This window comes from Uliginosibacterium sangjuense (assembly GCF_059132465.1).
In genome coordinates this window covers 777501-794671 of the sequence record NZ_CP101132.1, presented here as the reverse complement: position 1 = coordinate 794671, position 17171 = coordinate 777501, and the positions used below count along the sequence as shown (strand labels likewise).

The following is a 17171-nucleotide window of genomic DNA, read 5'->3' as shown; positions in this document are numbered from 1 at the left end:
CCCGATCAGGTGAGCGCGGCAAGCGGGCTGCCGGACTGCATGGCTTTCATGAGGCACTCGATGCAGATGCTGCTGTTCGGCATCTGCGGCAACGCTGCCTCAACCCTCCCTCCGCCCACAAAACTCTTCCCACTGGCATGTACCGTCAGCGTGCCCGGGCACTGCACGGTGATGTTTCCGCCCTCGATGGTGATGGCCGAACCGCCGGCCACCGCGAGGTGGATCTTCTTGGCAGCAGCAGCCTTGAGCTTGCCGGAGACCGAAACCATCTTGAGTTGGGCCTTGGATGCGAGCGTCATGGCGTCGGCCTGGGCCTGGGCGATCACGGGGCCGGTGGCGGCGATGGCTTTGAGGTGGCCCTCACTTGCGTCACTTCCTTTGGCGCTGGCAAGCACGCCCAGTGCTTGCCCGGTGTGGATGCGCAGGTGGCTGGCCAGGGCGAAGTTACTGTCCTGACCGCTGGCCCAGGCAATCGTCTCGCCGGCCGCCCAGTGTTGGTGCTGGCCGGCGACCAGTCCCAGCCCTCCGCGCCCCGCGAGGGTGAGCAGTGGGTCGGTGCTGTGGGGAAGATCGGCACCGGATGTTGAGAACTGCGTATCTGCGCTGGTCAGGCCGTTGGCGGATTTGAGGATCGCGGCGTGGGGGGCGAGGTCGCGATTGAGTTCGCTCTGGCCCGCGCCTGCGCTGCCGGCATGAGCGGCCAGCTTGACGGTCTGATGGGTACCCGCAATCTGGCTCGCATGCTCACTTAGCTGGGTGAGCTGCTTGAGCAGCGCTAGCGGCGCGGTTGCATCCCCGGCGGGTTCGCTGCGCGTCTGGTCGGGCGCGGCCTGGATAGGCCAGGTGGTAAGCATGGCGCCGCGTGCGGCACGCAAGGCACCGTAAGCGTCGGTGCGCAGCTCGAAGCCCTCGCCCCGGTGGCTGCCCCGGTAGTTGTCGGCCTGGTGGATGAGGTGGCCGAGATTGAGTTGGCTGGCGTATTGGGTGGTAGCGAGCTGGATGCGTTGCTGGCCGTCGGTGTCGTCAAAGACGAGCTGGGTATAGGGGCCCAGTCCGCCACTGCCGTACTCGCTGGACTTGAGGCCGCTGAGCGCGGCACTGTGACGATGCGCCCCGCTTGCGCCGGCTTCGCCATGCCAGGCGGGGCTATGTCCCCCTACCAAGTTGGCCTGAGCGGCAGGCTGGTGGTCAGCGGCTTGCTGGAATGCGCGCTGCCGACCGGCTGCGCCCCCCTCTCCCGCTGCCGCGTGCGGGGGCTCCTCACCGCCGGGAGTGGGGGCCAGGCCCCCCTCCCCCTGTCCGTTGAAAAGGCTGCCCAGGACGATGGGACGGTCGATGTCGCCTTCCAGGAAGCCGACCAGGACTTCCTGCCCGATACGCGGCACGAACTGGGCGCCCAAACCGGCACCGGCGTAACGACTGGCCACGCGCAACCAGACGGTATGCGGGGCGATGCTGTCGCTATGACCCACATCGCGTTGCCAGTGAAAACGGACACGGATTCGGTGGCGCACGTCGGTGTAGATCTCGCCTGCGGAACCCGGCGTGGTTTCGCCACCCGGCCCGACAACAATGGCAGTTTGCAGACCCGGAGCAGTAGGCCGTGGATTGATCCGTACGCCGATGCCATCTTCCAGGCAAGGGCGCCAGGGAACATGCACACGTCCCGCGCTGAAACGGTTGGCGTAGCCGCGTGCGCGTGCGGTGTTCAGCAGGGGCGCAGCCTGCGCCTGGCCGCGTTCGCGCAGTTGATCGAGCAGTAAGCGGTCGCGTTGAGCCGCCAGGGCGCCACGTGTCGCCTCATCCTGCAAGGGCAGGTTGTTGATGCCCAGGTGGTGCACCGCGTAGAGCAGCAGGTGGCGCGAAGCGTTGGCCGCATCGGCGTCGCGCGCTTCGCCGCGCAGGCCAGCTTCGCGGTCAAGCGGGCTGCCGGTAAGCAGGAAACGATGCCCAGGACGGAAGCTGCGTACGCTGCCTTCGCCCAGAAACTGCTTGTTGCGCGCTTCGCGCGTCTCACGCGCCAGACGCAGGTAGCGCTGGGTGCTGGCTTCATCGTGCAGGACATCGGCATCGAAGGCACTGCCGCTCGGTTCGTACTCTTCCAGGCGATCAGCCCAGGCACTCAGGCTCTGGCCGGCAAAACCCGGCTGACTGCCGATCTGGGCGCTGACGCTGCGCTTGCTGCCCTCATGCCAGGCCAGGGTGCTGCTGACCGTGGCCTGCAGGATGCGCTCGGCGCCGAGGGCAGTGACGGCATCCTGATCCTCTTGGCTGCCCGCACGGTGGAAACGAATGCCTTGACCGCCCAGGGCATGGGTGGCGCAGTGATCCTCTGGGAGAGACTCGTTGGCGCAAAAGATCAGGAGCTGATGGCTACTCGTCTGACCCAACTCGTCCGCGGCCTCCTCGACAAAGCAGAAGCCCAGCCCTTCCTCCGCCAACAGACGACTCACAAAGGCGTAATCAGTCTCGCGATACTGCACGCAGTAGGCGCGGCGAGGGGCCTCCGCCACAAAGCTCTCCACCCCCTCGGCCCACAGCCAGCGCGCACGCGGCTGGTAGGTGGCGAGTACGCAGTCGACGATCTCCAGCACGCTCTTGTCCTGGAACACGCGGCAGTCGCTACGCTGGGTGGCAAGCCACAGCCACGGCACAAGGCGCAGACGATAGCGGGTCAGCGCGCCATCGGCGCCCAGGCGCTCCGCCTGGGCGACGTAGCCGCTGCGCGGAATCTCGCTGCCATCGGACAGCCGGGTCATCAGGCGGGCCTGGCGTCCGATCATCCCGGGCAGCGACAGCGTGGCGTCGTCGGAGAGCAACAGCAACTCGTACCGATAAAGCTCGGACAAGGCCTCGCTTGCGGTGAAGGCCTCCAGTTGCAGTGCGCTGCTCCCTTCCATCTCGAAGCGATAGAGCCGGGTCCGTGCATCCAGTCCGGGCAGAGACGGCGGGCCGAAAACGGATGGCTTCATGGCTGCTTGCTCTCCACTTCGCCTGTGGCCTTGGCCGCACCCGCTTTTCCCGCAGGTCGGGTGTCCTGCTCGGCTTGCGCCTGTTGGCGGCGGGAATACGACACCAGTGCTTCGAGCAAGAGCACATCTGAATCGACCGCTGCGGTTCGTCCGCTGGAACGCGCAGGCGCCACCGAACGGGCGACCGGCCCACTGGCGTCGGCGGAGGTCAGTGCGCGCATGATGGGCGAGCGCACACGCGGCGCCTCATCGGACGCGGCCGGTGGCGAGGACGATGCGGCGGGCGCCTCCGGCGCGGCACCATGCACGCCGGATGGCGTCGCAGGCATCGCCCCCGCGGACGGAACTGCGGATACCGGCGAGTCCTCGGGCAAGGTCTCGATCCGGGCGCCGGCTTGCTGCGGGGTTACTTCCGCCCCGCCTGGCGGCATCTGTGTCACTGACGGCTGGATCGGTCGCGTCGGCGTGTCCACAGTGACGGCCGCGGGGACCGCCGCTTCACGCCACAAAGCCCAGGCCAGTGCCATGGAGACTGCGCCAGCGCCAGCCACCGCCAGCACGATGCCGCGCGCAGAAGACTTACTGCGCGGTGCCCGGGCAGTACTCGGTTTCGGCATGCCAGAATCCAGCGCCGCCAGCACGCTGATGCGTGGCGCCTGCTCCGCCGCCCCGACGCCCCCGAACAGGCTGGGACGGATGGGCTTGCTGGCTTCTTCTGCAGATGCTGACATGGCTTACTCCTTGGCCAAGCTCAATCGACGATGCGGAATTCAATACGCCGATTGCGTGCCCGTCCCTCGGCCGTGGCATTGCTGGCAATCGGTTCGTTCGCCCCCTGGCCCGTCGACTGCAGGCGCTCTGACTCGATGCCACGCGCCACCAGATAACGCTGGACAGCGTCGGCACGCGCTTGCGACAGAAGCTGGTTGGCATCGGGGTGTCCCTGGCTGTCGGTGTGACCAATGATCAGCACCTTCTGCTTGCCCAGACGCCCGATCGCGGAGGCCATTTCATCCAGAATCTGCATGCCGTGGGCGGCCAGTTTGCTGGAGCCGGACTCGAACTCGACGATGCGGTTGGCCAGCGTCTTGTCCAGCAACTGCTGCTGGCCAGCCCCGACGCGCAGACCGTTCTTGATGACGTAGGTCGGATTCAGGCGCGACGAGAAGTCGCTGACGATCTGCTGGCGCTGCGCCTCGTTGGCAACCTCGCCATGCACGCTCAGGTTGTTACCCTGGATGGCCAGCGCGCCACCGCTGATCTGCTTGATATCCGGGGTGATCAACTTCTGTACATAGGAGGACCAGTTGGCGGGTGCCACCACGTTGCCCACGCCGATCTGGTCAACCACACGCTCTGCCCCATAGACCTCGCGCACACGGGCCAGGATGGCCTGGCGCGTGGCTTCATCCGGCACCGTGCCACTGACGATGACGGGCTTGGGTGCCATCAGCTCGGCGTGAACCGGCCAGGAATGCAGCGCCATCGCGAGAGCCACCGTGGTGATGTTGCAGAGAGACGCAAGCTTGGCAAGACGACGATTCATCATGACGTTCTCATGCCCCGAGAAAGACTTCGGAAAAGGTGGTCAGGGCCTGGCGCAAGGACAAGCCGGGATGCTCGAGATAGCTGGAGAGCTTGCTGAGCGGATACTCGCCAGCCACCATGTCTTCCACCCACTCGGCTTCGCACAGGTCGATGTTGGAATCGAAGGCGCGCACAGGGTCGAACACGGCCTCCAGCGTGGCGGCACTGACCCCGTTGAAGCTCACCAGCAACTGCGGGCGCCCTTGCAATGACACATGCAACAAGGCCAGTTCGTGGCTGGCGCGCGCCAGGAATGGCGCCAGACAGCTCAGCCAGAAGGCTGCCGCGAACGATGCCTCGCGCTTGTCGCGCGGCAGAGGCAAAGCCAGGCCCTTGCTCGCCACGCCGGCCGCCCCGCTCAGCAGTGGCAACAACAACAGGCCCAGCGCGATGATGCTCTGGCGCAGATCGAGCCGGTTCCCACTATCGGACAACTGCGTCTGCAATTGACTGATCGTGACGCTGTCCAGGTAGCCAGCCAAGGCCGCGGTGGACTGACTGAAGTCATTGTCGGCCGGCATGTTGCTGGCCTCGATGCGGGTCAAAGCTTCCTCGATGCTGTTCGCGCCCTGCGCCCCCCGCACCAATTGGTCCAGCAACTGCCAGGCCGGCATCAGATGCACGGGCAGACAAGCCAGCAAGGCCAGGGGGTCAGCGATCTGCATGCGCCCGGCCACGAGAAAGGGGTAGCGTCTCCCGGAACTGTCCTGGCTGCCCACCATGTGGCCGGCGATCAGGTTCTGCGAACGGCTGCCGACGAAGGCGAACTCCACTGCCTGCAAGGCGTCGAAATGCCGCTTCCAGTCGGGCTCGATGGCTAAGCGCTCCAGGCTCTCGCTGATCCAGCGATCAAGCGCATTCACCACGGCCCCCCCATTTGCGCTGCGGACAAAATCGCCACGCAAGGGCAGCTTGCCGAAATACATCAACACCGAAGCATCCAGCGATGCAGCCATCATTGTGCTCATTGCTGAACAGCCCCGGCTTGCGCAACCGCGGGAGCCGCACCGCCCGCCACCTGCGCCGGCAGACGCAGGCCCTTGAGGTCCTGCTGCGGTGCCGGCGAACTGACCTCGCCTGCGGCCTGCTGGCTGATGATGCGCAGTTGCACCGTGACCTGCGCAGCAGCGGCCCCCCAAGTCAGGTCGAAGTCCCCGTTGTCGCGACGTTTGCGCTGGGCAGACTCAATCAGCTTCTCCAGCCCGAAACGGCCGGGGAAGTTGGCGAGTTCCACGCTACGCCCGTCATACGCGACGGCCACGACCCGCGCGCCAGGTTGTCCTGCCCCCGGCCAGCGGAAGCGATTCCACTCCGGCGCCCCGTTGCGGTAGCGCATGCTCTGCCCATCGATCTCGACGGTGTATTCCAGGATGCCAGGCGAGGGGCTGGGGAGAATCTGGAAAACGGTCTGCGGTTCACCGGCCGCCACGCCAGAGGCCGCCACTGCGCCACCGGGGGGAGCCACGTAGCGCGGGTAGTTGGCCACGAACTCGGGATTGAGGCGGACGCCGATGTCAGCCCAAGTGCGCGGGGAGAAGGTGTCGCCACGACGCACGACCAGCGGCCCCAGCGAGCCATTGACGAACTTGGCCACCGCCCCCTCCGCACCGAAGAACTGGGCGATCTCGGCCGGCGTGGCCTCGATCCGCGAGTCCGGCTGGAACGGATACTTGCTGGCGATGCTGCGGGCGAAGGGCTCATAGACCTGAGCCGCCCACAACTTGTTGAGCTCGGTCTCGGCCGGCTTCACCACGACGGTGAAGGACTCCATCAAGGGGCGCACCAGAAGCGGACGGATCGTGGCCTTGGCCGTATCGTTGAGCCCAACCATCATGCTCTCGTCGACATAGCGCAAGGCATCGGCCAACTCGGAGCCGCTCGCGTCGAGCGTCTGCTGCATGAGCTGGCGTGCTGCCGGGCCGGGATCGCCAGCATTTTTCATCTGGTTGAAGCGGGTGCGCAGGCGCGACAGATTGTCCAGATAGCCCTTGAACAAGGGCGTATCGCGGTTCTCGCCGCGCGGCATCATCAATGCAGCGATGGCCGCAAACTCCCTGCCCACTGGGCCCATGGGAATAGCCGCAGCACCACCACTGACGTTCACGTTGACCTGAACCTGTGCCGGCGACTGACGCAGGATCGTCTCCTTGAACCATGCGACGACGCCCCGCTGCGCCCTGGCCAACTGCTGGTTCGCCAGCGAAGGGTTGTCCCAGGAGGTTTCACGGTAGAGCGCCTCCATCAGCTTCTGGAGGGGCGAGCTGGCCGGGTCGCCCATACGATTGAGGCCGCGGACCGCCGCATCGAAATCCTGGAAGCCGGCGATCGAGACGCCTTGCAGGAACTTCTTCCACTCTTGCACGTAGTCGTTCTTGTACAGCTCGGTCAGCGCCTTCTGGATCTGCTCCGGGCTGCCTTGCAGGGTGAGATCCTCCCGCGTGCTGGTCTTGAGCACCCAGTCAGTACTCTGCAACTCCTTGTTGGCGGCTTCCTTGATGGAGGGCTCGACGTATTTCTCCCAGGCATCACGCGTGAAGGCGCCAGACATCGCGTAGCTGCCCGCGACCAACCTGCTGTCCTCATCGCCAACGATGCGCGCCACCGTCAGTGCCGGGAAGCGTGTGGCCGCCCGCGCCTTGATCTCGGCATAAACCCGCTCGCGTGCAGGGGTGCCGCGCACCACGCGGCCCAGGTTTTCACGTACCTGATCCACCAGGGCCAGCTTGTTGTCGATGAGCGGAAAGTCCGGCTCGGTCGTCTGCGACAGGTAGAAGCCCAGCAGACGTTCGGCACTGCGCACCATCTGCTCGCGCGGCATGCTGCCTCGGTTGGCATCCAGCCACACGCGCCAGAAACGAGTCATCTGATCATTCAGATGCCCGCTCTCCAGACGCTCGCGATTGGCCAGCATGAGATAGGTCTTGAGCGCGTTGTAGGCATCCTCCACATTGGTAGGCGAGACGTCCTTGTAGAGCGAGAACGCCGCAACCGGCTGCGCAGCCGCCGCGCCAGACCGCGCTTGCCCCGCCGCCCCTTGTGGTGCCAGCTTGTCGGCATTCGCGTTCACCTCGGTCAGGTACGCTTCCAATGCGTCGCTCACCGGCGTCAACAGAATCTCGCGCATACCCTTGAAGTACTCGTGGCGCAGATGCGCCTCGATCGTGTCGCCCTGGTAGAGCCCCAGCCCAAGGGCCACCGGCTTGGTGTCGCGATAGGTCTGCAGTTGCTGGATGCGGTCCTGCAGGATCAGCAACGCATCCAGACGCGAGGCGATGTCGAATCGCTCACGCTGCACGGCTGCCACGCGCTCAAGGTCAGCCCTGACATTGGTGAGGTACTTTTCGTTCGCCACATAGCTCCACGACCACAGGCCCAAGGCGGCAGAGAGCATGAGCGCGGACAACGTGAAGCCGGCCAGGCGCAGACGCTGCCGCGCGCGCGTACTGAATTGCCGGACCAGGTTCTTGTCAGCAAAGATGACCTTGGAGAACAGGTCCGCCAAGAAGAAACCGGCACCTTCGTAGATCGTGACCGACGAGCGAACCAGGTCGCTTGCCTGTAACCCGAACATCTCCCCCAGGCGTCGGTCGGAGGTACTCACCGGCGTCCCCTCCCGAACGGCGCTGGTGAAGTAGAAGCCGCGGAAAACCGGTTTGTACTGGAAGGGGTTTTCCTCGAACAGGGTGGCGATGAACGCACGCAGGCTAGGACGTGTGGCTGCGAACTCTAGCGGGAAGCTCAGTACACCGGCACCGATGTTTCCGTCATGACGAACCGAAAGGCTGGCCACGGACAACTCGTGCAAGCCCTCCTGCAACTGATCGAAATGCTGGTCGAAGAGCGCCACCGCATCGGACCGGGATTCGCTCTCATACGGCAGGGTGGCGCCCCATACCCGGCGCCGCCCATCAGCATCGGCGTCCTCGAAGAACTCCGCGAAGCCGGCGACGAGATCGACCTTCGTGAACATCACGTAGATCGGCGCGAATACCCCGAGCTCGGACGACAGCTCCTGCATGCGGGTACGCAGCTGCTTGGCCAGGTTGATCCCGTACTCGGGGCGATTCTGGGTCAGTTCGGCCACGCTGACGGCAATGACGATGCCATTGATGGGTGCCTTGGGGCGATGCTTCTTCAGCAGCCCGAGGAAGGCCAGCCACTCGCTACGATCCGCGTCATAGACCGAGTAGCGACCCGCGGTGTCGAGCAGGATGCCCTCGGTGGTGAAGAACCAGTCGCAGTTCCGCGTACCGCCCAGGCCATGGATCACCGCCCCAGCGTTGTCGGAGAACGGAAAGCGCAGCCCGGAGTTCACGATGGCCGAGCTCTTGCCCGCCGCAGGGTTGCCGATCACCAAGTACCAAGGCAGTTCGTAGAGGGCCGCCGCCCCCGACAACTCGCCCAGCTTGGAGGTCTTGATGGTTTTGACCGCCTTGCTCATGCGCTCGCGCAAGGCCTCCACTTCCGGGCGCCTATCGGGTGCAGCCCCCTGCACAGCCCGCTCGGCGTCAGCCTCCAGCATCTCGCCCAAGGCGTTCGATGCCTGCTGCGCCCGGCGGCGACGCCACCACCACACGCCCAACCACAGCAACACAGCCACCAAGAGCACGATGCCAACCCACAGCAGGCCAAGCTTGAGGGTACTCGCGGACAGCAACATGAAGGCAGCCAGCGCGGCAAAGCCAACTACGGCCAGCACGCGGGAGTCGGTCAGGACGGAAACAAGGCGATTCATCGAATGTGCTACCAGATCACGATTGAGTAAGGGGCCAGGGGTCGAGAACCAGGCTGCTGCGCTCTCGCGAGTCATCTACCCCCAGCGCCAGAACGGGACATTCCGCTTGCGAAACGAGTGTGGCCGCCACGCACAGACTTAAGGTCGAGGAGGCGTGACCGACCCACCCCAGCGTATTTCCCAGCGCCAGGTGGTCCGCCACGGGATCAAGTTCAGGAAGTGCTTCGCCGATGGCCTGGGCAAGCTCGCTCTGCCAGACCCCGCGATGGTCGCAATCGGACACCACGCAACGGACCTCGCCGCCCTCGCGCTTCGCCTGGCGCAATGCCTGTGACATCACAGCCAACAAGTCGACCGCATCGGTTCGCCCTGCGGCATCGACAGGTTTCTGCCGACGCACATATGCAGTGCGGTGCAGGCGCGCCAGCGGAGCAGGTTCCACCCCGGCGAGCGCCTCTGGAATCGCCAGGAAGACGGCGGCCGCCTCGCCGGGCATGCGCCCTTGCTGGCGCTGCGCGGAGAACAAGCACTGGCTGTGCTCCAAGACCTCCACCTGCGCGGCGGAGACGAGACTGTCGCAAGCGATGATCAGCAGCGCACTCTGTGCGTACTGAGTGGAACTTGCGGCACAGAACGCGTCGGCAATCCGCAAGGCATCGAACTGGAGGTCCAGGCCCTCCGCGTTCGGTGCGCTCGAACGCACGATCCCCACATTGAGCTTGCCGACGTGGGTAGCACGCTCACGCACATAGCTCGCCAGCATGTCCTGCCAGGCATCCGGCGCAAATATCTTGGTGACGACAGGACGGGCCGTCCCGCCCTCCGACGACGACACCTCCTCAGCAGGCAAGGCTGGCATAGTGGCCAATCGCGCCAACGCACGATCGAGCGGATCAGCAAGCAAGGCAAGCAGACGCACGCCCTGTAAGAACTCCTCGTTCGCCAAGCCGCTTGGCCGCGCAGCCGCACACCAGCGCGCCACCCAGTCGGCATGCGACTCGTCCGAGATAGAGTCACAACGCAGACCGCGGACCGGCAAGCCGTCCCGATCAAGCACCTCAGACATCGGCGCGGGCTGCAAGCGGGCTTCGCGATGCTCCGCCTGCAGTTGCAACGAATCGCTCCCTCCAGCAGTAGTGAACTCGGCCGCCAACACGGCCAGCGTCAGGGGAGCCTGAGGTGGCTGGGCAGGTACGGCAGACACCGGGGCGTCCGCGTCGGCAGCCGCAGAAGACGGGCGTTGCATCGCCCAGCGGAAGATTGCGCTCCCCACGAACCATGCAATCACCGCGCCCAGCGGCAAGACGACAAACCACAGTAGGATGCCGCCCCCATCCAGGTCCTGGCCAGACTGCTGGAAATAGATGACCGCCCCCAGCCACATCAGGCCGGCCAGCAACACGGGCAGCATCAGTACGCGCACGAGTCCTACGAACATGAGAAAACGCGATCCCTGTATAGAGCTCAGATGTCCGTCGTAAGCGCTTGCGAGGCGATCAGCATCGCGCCACATGCCGTCTTGTCGCCATGGCGTGCCGCCGGCTTACCGTCGATCAGACAGGTCGGATCCCCCGTCACGATCACAGTCTCGCCGCGATGCCCCTTTTTCGGACATGTCACCTTGTCGCCGACCCGCGCAATCCGCTTGCCGCCGACGTCGCAGGAAGGCGAGCCTTCCACCACCACGCCGCCGTGGTCGGTTTTGTCTCCCACCAGAATCAACGGACGACTCATCTCATCACCTACCCAGTTCTCTCTTGTTTCTTAGCGACCAGCTTTCTGGCGCAGTTCTACATGGCCGAAATCCATCAATTTCCAGCGCCCACCCCACACCAAGCCAACCGCTTCGGCCTCCTGGCCATACAACTCATAGCCACGCATCGCCCAAGGGTCGCGCTCGGAAATCACCAAACGCCCCGCAGCCAGGAAGGCGCAATCCGCCGCACGCCCAAACTGATGCATGCTCTGGAACGCACGCGCATTCGTGACATGTGGCCCCGCAGCCGCCAACATGTCTTGTCGCTCCGGACTGCGATAACCCTCGATGAGCGCCATCTCGTAACCGTGCTCTCGCATGCGCTTGAACACATGCAGCAAACGCAGCCGAAAGTCCGCGTCCAGCAGGCTCCAGTCCCGACTGGCCGACACGATGCCAGGCCGTACCGCCAGCACTTCCTTCGTCGCAAAGACCTCCGGCGGCAAGGCAGGCGGCGGCACCAACTGCTCCCCGGCCAGTAGCGCAGCGATGACCTCGTCACCCCCGCTGGCCGCCTCACCAAAACTTCCGACATCGACTTCAGCGCGCAGCAGCCAAACCGTTGCTGCGGGCATCAACATCAGGGCAATCGTTCCGCCCAGCCACCATCGATTCCGCTTTACGCTCCCCCAAGTGCAGGCCCAGGTACTGGAGGACACCTCGCGGACCAAAATCACGCTGCGCGAGGGTGCGTGGGCTAATTCACGGGAAAATGAAACAAACAAAACGCCCCCCCTGGAAATCATGCCCAGGACAGCCCGTCTTAAATCGACAAAAACAACAAAAGCCAAAAACAAAATAGCCAGTAAAGCAAAAACGATCACAAACAAAACAGCCATCTTGGAATCCCGTGAATATAAGACAGCCCTCTTGTCACAGACCGCATGGCAAATCACGAGACGCCGCGATCAGCCCCATGAATTTAACTTATTCGCAGCGATAGTAACGAAACCCCACCCTTTGAGGCACTGCCCTTTTGTATGCACAAAACCTGAAACACAGGAACAGCAAGGGTTTGGCAGCAGCAACACCGGCCGAGCGGTTATTTTCTTTGGACGATCGGTAAAATGCCTCTCATCGTTATTCATAATATGATTTGATAGAATCTCCGCATACACCAGCTATTGAACAAGGCGTTTTTGGTATTTTTTTTATTAAGCGCAGTTTGAAGCACTCGCGCAATTCAGCTTGATTCAAATCATGTTTAGATCAAACAAAGCACGCCTGTGTACCTTTCTGTTTGCATCCCTTTCCGCGCTGGCAGGATGCGCCGTCAGCAAGAAACCAGAAACCACATCGGCGCACGTCAGTACACCGGAAGTCATCCTGGGCATTAATTTGTTTGTCACGACGGATCTGGTCCCACCAGTGAAACCATCTGGTCATGCCTTCAAGGCACCTGACCCCTTCAAACCGATTCCTCTCGACGAGGGCGCCAGTTCCGAGTTACAGGCGAGAGCTTTGCTTTACATGACGGATTTGCGTGAGAACCTTCACCCGCACTTCAGGGCTCGCGGTATCGCTATGCGGAGCTACTACTCCGGGGCCCGTTATTCATGGGAGGAACTGCGGCGCGATCTCTACAACTACCGTCTGTCTGCCTGGCCTATCCGCAGCCAGAACGGAAACAGCGCAGCGCCAGTGGTTGACCTGCGTTTCGCACTCATCCATGACCAAACCGGTCGTGTGATCTGGACGCATCAGGTAGCTGACCCATTCCGCTTCGGTATTGATCAGACAACAGAACTTCCAGGCTGGCAGCGCGCGGCCATCGTCGAAGGCATCGCCAAAGACTTGATCGCCCTTATGGAGCAGGACGGCGTTTTCGCTAACGCCTATCGCTAGACCCTGAGACCTTTCATCATCACCATGGCATCTTCTATATCTTTGTTCGACCTTGACGCACTGCTGGCTCCGCTCGCAGGTCCAAACCCGACAGGGGAAGATCTCTCCTTTTCTACGGAGTTCGACTCCATTCAGGAGGCGCGGCGCGCAGACGACCCTACACTAGACCAAGGCGAGTGGGTCACCTCCATCAAAGAGGCCGACTGGCGCGCCGTGATGGGGATCTGCGAAGCGCTGTTGTGCGAACGCACGAAAGATCTCCGACTTGCCTCTTGGTACACAGAAGCTGCCGGCAAGGAATTCGGAGTCAAGGGGCTAGCCCAGGGCTTCACCCTGATGAACGGTTTGCTCGTACAGTACTGGGACAGCGTGCATCCCCTGCCGGAGGACGGGGATCTGGAGCAACGCATCGGCAATCTCAGTTGGCTCATCTCGCGCTGCCGAGAGATAAGCCGAGAGATGCCTTTGGTCAGCCATAACGCCAGTCGTTTCGGCATGACCGACCTTGAACAAGCCCGTGACAACACGGACGAGGCAGCAACGGATCGCGTCTCCCTTCAACAGTTCAAGGATGCGCAAAAGCACACCCCTGCCGCTTTTTACTCGCAATTGCTGCAGGATTGCGCAGATTGTCAGAATGCTCTGGCCACGCTAAGCGACAGCATCGACGCCCGCCTTGGACTGGATGGGCCGTCCTTCACGCCGCTACGGGACGCACTCGAAACCTATGCAGATACAGCTTCACGACTGGCCCGTGAGAACGGCGTAGGCAGCACAGCGGACTTGCCGTCAGAGGAAAACGCTGCGCCTGCTACCCCGCCCCAGGGGGTATCAAGTCTCACTGGCCTGATCGCCAGCCGTGAACAGGCTCTGCAACAACTCAGACAGGTCGCGGACTACTTCCGTCGCACCGAACCACACAGTCCTGTTGCGTATCTCGCGGAGAAGGCCGCTCGCTGGGGTAACATGCCTCTCCACGAATGGTTGCGTGCCGTACTAAAGGAAGACACGACGCTAGCCCGCTTTGACGATCTATTGGGGGTAGATAGCCGCTCGGGTGAGTAGTGACAACGCGTCTCAACGCCTGATCTGGTCGTGCGTATGAATGCGCTGGAGATCGGCGAAAACTGTCGATGAAGATCTCGCTCAACGACGGCGCACCGGCCACCCAAGCCGCGCAGTAGTCGGGTTGAAAACCGATGAAGAAGGGACGCCTTTGGGTGTCTTTTTTTTTGGCGCCCGCCGGAGACCTCGTTCTAGTGGCAAGGGAACAGTCCAAGGGACTGCTTCGCCGAAGCGATAGCCCCAGTGCTAGTCATAGCTTGGGCCACAGCGCAGTCGGACGACGAGCGATAGTCAGTCCCCGCAGGAAGACAGGTGTATCGACTCGGCATTACGCTGGCGTGCCAGTCACGCTTTCCATTTCCCAAAAAGTAAAACGCCCCACTGATTGATTCAGTGGGGCGTTTTGATGGGGTAGTCTGACGATGACCTACTTTCTCATGGGCAATCCACAATATCATCGGCGCGACTTCGTTTCACGGTCCTGTTCGGGATGGGAAGGGGTGGTACCGAAGCGCTATGGTCGTCAGACTGTAACTTGTCTATCTGCTGATTCTGATGATCAACAGACCAAAGAAGGAAGGCAAATCAACTTGCGTATGGGTTGAGATTGCTGCGATGTGCTGTTGTTAGCACTGTGTTCTCAATGTTATAGGATCAAGCCGCACGGGCAATTAGTATCAGTTAGCTTAACGCATTACTGCGCTTCCACACCTGACCTATCAACGTCCTGGTCTTGAACGACCCTTCAGCAGGCTCAAGGCCTGAGGGAAGTCTCATCTTGAGGCGAGTTTCCCGCTTAGATGCTTTCAGCGGTTATCTCTTCCGGATTTAGCTACCCGGCGATGCGACTGGCGTCACAACCGGTACACCAGAGATCCGTCCACTCCGGTCCTCTCGTACTAGGAGCAGGCCCCCTCAAACTTCCAACGCCCACGGCAGATAGGGACCAAACTGTCTCACGACGTTTTAAACCCAGCTCACGTACCACTTTAAATGGCGAACAGCCATACCCTTGGGACCGGCTACAGCCCCAGGATGTGATGAGCCGACATCGAGGTGCCAAACTCCGCCGTCGATGTGAACTCTTGGGCGGAATCAGCCTGTTATCCCCAGAGTACCTTTTATCCGTTGAGCGATGGCCCTTCCATACAGAACCACCGGATCACTATGTCCTGCTTTCGCACCTGCTCGACTTGTCGGTCTCGCAGTCAAGCCTCCTTTTGCCATTGCACTATCAGTACGATGTCCGACCGTACCTAGGAGACCTTCGAACTCCTCCGTTACCTTTTGGGAGGAGACCGCCCCAGTCAAACTGCCTACCATGCACGGTCCCCGATCTGGATTCACAGACCAAGGTTAGAACCTCAACGACACCAGGGTGGTATTTCAAGGACGGCTCCATGAGAACTAGCGTCCTCACTTCAAAGCCTCCCACCTATCCTACACAAGTCCCGTCAAAGTCCAATGCAAAGCTACAGTAAAGGTTCATGGGGTCTTTCCGTCTAGCCGCGGGGAGATTGCATCTTCACAAACATTTCAACTTCGCTGAGTCTCAGGAGGAGACAGTGTGGCCATCGTTACGCCATTCGTGCAGGTCGGAACTTACCCGACAAGGAATTTCGCTACCTTAGGACCGTTATAGTTACGGCCGCCGTTTACCGGGGCTTCGATCAAGAGCTTGCACCCCATCACTTAACCTTCCGGCACCGGGCAGGCGTCACACCCTATACGTCCACTTTCGTGTTTGCAGAGTGCTGTGTTTTTAATAAACAGTCGCAGCCACCGATTCTCTGCGGCCCCATCGCCCTTCGGATGTACTCCTACAAGCTACCGGGGCATACCTTCTCCCGAAGTTACGGTATCAATTTGCCGAGTTCCTTCTCCTGAGTTCTCTCAAGCGCCTTGGTATTTTCAACCTGCCCACCTGTGTCGGTTTGCGGTACGGTCGATTCTTGACTGAAGCTTAGAGGCTTTTCCTGGAAGCAGGGTATCAACCACTTCGTCTGCAAGCAGACTCGTCATCACACCTCAGCTAAGCTCTCCGGATTTGCCTAGAGAGCACGCCTACATGCTTAAACCGGGACATCCAACACCCGGCTGGCCTAACCTTCTCCGTCCCCCCATCGCATCAAGAACCGGTACAGGAATATTCACCTGTTTCCCATCGACTACGCATTTCTGCCTCGCCTTAGGGGCCGACTCACCCTACGCCGATGAACGTTGCGTAGGAAACCTTGGGCTTTCGGCGAACGAGCTTTTCACTCGTTTTATCGCTACTCATGTCAGCATTCGCACTTCCGATACCTCCAGCAGGGTTCTCACCCCACCTTCGCAGGCTTACGGAACGCTCCCCTACCACGCACTAAAAGTGCATCCGCAGCTTCGGTTCATAGTTTGAGCCCCGTTACATCTTCCGCGCAGGACGACTCGACTAGTGAGCTATTACGCTTTCTTTAAAGGGTGGCTGCTTCTAAGCCAACCTCCTAGCTGTCTATGCCTTCCCACCTCGTTTTCCACTTAACTATGCATTTGGGACCTTAGCTGGCGGTCTGGGTTGTTTCCCTCTTGACGATGGACGTTAGCACCCACCGTCTGTCTGCCGTATATCACTTTGCGGTATTCGGAGTTTGCTATCGCGAGGTAGATCGCAATGACCCCCTCAACGATTACAGTGCTCTACCCCCGCAAGTGTCCGTACGACGCACTACCTAAATAGTTTTCGGGGAGAACCAGCTATCTCCAAGTTTGTTTAGCCTTTCACCCCTATCCACAGCTCATCCCCTAACTTTTCAACGTTAGTGGGTTCGGACCTCCAGTACGTGTTACCGCACCTTCATCCTGGCCATGGATAGATCACTTGGTTTCGGGTCTACGCCCAGCAACTCTGACGCCCTTATCAGACTCGCTTTCGCTACGCCTCCCCTATCCGGTTAAGCTCGCTACTGAACGTAAGTCGCTGACCCATTATACAAAAGGTACGCAGTCACCCCTTGCGAGGCTCCCACTGTTTGTATGCACGCGGTTTCAGGATCTATTTCACTCCCCTCCCGGGGTTCTTTTCGCCTTTCCCTCACGGTACTGGTTCACTATCGGTCGATCACGAGTATTTAGCCTTGGAGGATGGTCCCCCCATGTTCAGACAGGATTTCTCGTGTCCCGCCCTACTTTTCGCATGCTCAGTACCATCGCGTCGTTTTCGCGTACGGGGCTA

At 61.5% G+C, this 17171-nt stretch carries 10 protein-coding genes and 2 rRNA genes (1 of these 12 only partly in view); 2 read left to right on the top strand and 10 right to left on the bottom strand.

The window, feature by feature from the left end:
* Positions 1 to 5: 5 nt before the first annotated feature.
* From NMB43_RS03645 to NMB43_RS03610, 8 genes are read right to left on the bottom strand one after another with little or no spacing between them, the layout of a single operon-like run.
* On the bottom strand, positions 6 to 2972 hold the full coding sequence (locus NMB43_RS03645) for a type VI secretion system Vgr family protein (protein ID WP_494350797.1): 2967 nt from the start codon (positions 2970 to 2972) through the stop codon (positions 6 to 8).
* Positions 2969 to 3703 (bottom strand): hypothetical protein, encoded by a 735-nt coding sequence (locus NMB43_RS03640; protein WP_494350796.1) that lies wholly within the window; start codon positions 3701 to 3703, stop codon positions 2969 to 2971. The genes NMB43_RS03645 and NMB43_RS03640 overlap by 4 nt, the downstream gene beginning before the upstream one ends.
* Before the next feature lie 20 nt (positions 3704 to 3723).
* Positions 3724 to 4521, bottom strand: a complete 798-nt coding sequence (locus tag NMB43_RS03635; protein WP_494350795.1) for an OmpA family protein — start codon at positions 4519 to 4521, stop codon at positions 3724 to 3726.
* Positions 4522 to 4528: 7 nt separating this feature from the next.
* Positions 4529 to 5515: a type VI secretion system-associated protein TagF gene (gene tagF / locus NMB43_RS03630; RefSeq protein WP_494350794.1), complete on the bottom strand. Its 987-nt coding sequence runs from the start codon at positions 5513 to 5515 to the stop codon at positions 4529 to 4531.
* 8 nt (positions 5516 to 5523) lie between these two features.
* Positions 5524 to 9294 (bottom strand): type VI secretion system membrane subunit TssM, encoded by a 3771-nt coding sequence (tssM, locus tag NMB43_RS03625; RefSeq protein WP_494350793.1) that lies wholly within the window; start codon positions 9292 to 9294, stop codon positions 5524 to 5526.
* Between the two features lie 16 nt (positions 9295 to 9310).
* The gene (locus tag NMB43_RS03620; protein ID WP_494350792.1) at positions 9311 to 10717 is read right to left on the bottom strand and encodes a hypothetical protein; all 1407 of its coding nucleotides are present in this window, start codon (positions 10715 to 10717) and stop codon (positions 9311 to 9313) included.
* A gap of 41 nt (positions 10718 to 10758) precedes the next feature.
* Positions 10759 to 11028: a PAAR domain-containing protein gene (locus tag NMB43_RS03615; protein WP_494350791.1), complete on the bottom strand. Its 270-nt coding sequence runs from the start codon at positions 11026 to 11028 to the stop codon at positions 10759 to 10761.
* A gap of 30 nt (positions 11029 to 11058) precedes the next feature.
* Positions 11059 to 11889, bottom strand: a complete 831-nt coding sequence (locus NMB43_RS03610) for a M15 family metallopeptidase (protein WP_494350790.1) — start codon at positions 11887 to 11889, stop codon at positions 11059 to 11061.
* 349 nt (positions 11890 to 12238) lie between these two features.
* Between NMB43_RS03610 and NMB43_RS03605 the strand changes: the two genes are divergently transcribed.
* Both NMB43_RS03605 and tssA read left to right on the top strand, forming a co-directional pair.
* Positions 12239 to 12895 (top strand): hypothetical protein, encoded by a 657-nt coding sequence (locus NMB43_RS03605; protein WP_494350789.1) that lies wholly within the window; start codon positions 12239 to 12241, stop codon positions 12893 to 12895.
* A gap of 24 nt (positions 12896 to 12919) precedes the next feature.
* Entirely contained in the window at positions 12920 to 13960 is a 1041-nt protein-coding gene (tssA, locus tag NMB43_RS03600; RefSeq protein WP_494350788.1) for a type VI secretion system protein TssA, read from the top strand.
* Positions 13961 to 14374: 414 nt separating this feature from the next.
* Here the strand turns inward: tssA and rrf are convergent.
* Both rrf and NMB43_RS03590 read right to left on the bottom strand, forming a co-directional pair.
* Positions 14375 to 14488: ribosomal RNA gene (rrf, locus tag NMB43_RS03595) — 5S ribosomal RNA — on the bottom strand.
* 122 nt (positions 14489 to 14610) lie between these two features.
* Positions 14611 to 17171 (bottom strand): 23S ribosomal RNA (locus tag NMB43_RS03590); it runs 324 nt beyond the window's last position.

Excerpts from the sequence above, each read along its gene's own strand:
- NMB43_RS03645 (WP_494350797.1), bottom strand. The coding sequence starts at position 2,972 with ATGAAGCCATCCGTTTTCGGCCCGCCGTCTCTGCCCGGACTGGATGCA.
- NMB43_RS03640 (WP_494350796.1), bottom strand. The coding sequence starts at position 3,703 with ATGTCAGCATCTGCAGAAGAAGCCAGCAAGCCCATCCGTCCCAGCCTG.
- NMB43_RS03635 (WP_494350795.1), bottom strand. The coding sequence starts at position 4,521 with ATGATGAATCGTCGTCTTGCCAAGCTTGCGTCTCTCTGCAACATCACC.
- tagF (WP_494350794.1), bottom strand. The coding sequence starts at position 5,515 with ATGGCTGCATCGCTGGATGCTTCGGTGTTGATGTATTTCGGCAAGCTG.
- tssM (WP_494350793.1), bottom strand. The coding sequence starts at position 9,294 with ATGAATCGCCTTGTTTCCGTCCTGACCGACTCCCGCGTGCTGGCCGTA.
- NMB43_RS03615 (WP_494350791.1), bottom strand. The coding sequence starts at position 11,028 with ATGAGTCGTCCGTTGATTCTGGTGGGAGACAAAACCGACCACGGCGGC.
- NMB43_RS03610 (WP_494350790.1), bottom strand. The coding sequence starts at position 11,889 with ATGGCTGTTTTGTTTGTGATCGTTTTTGCTTTACTGGCTATTTTGTTT.
- tssA (WP_494350788.1), top strand. The coding sequence starts at position 12,920 with ATGGCATCTTCTATATCTTTGTTCGACCTTGACGCACTGCTGGCTCCG.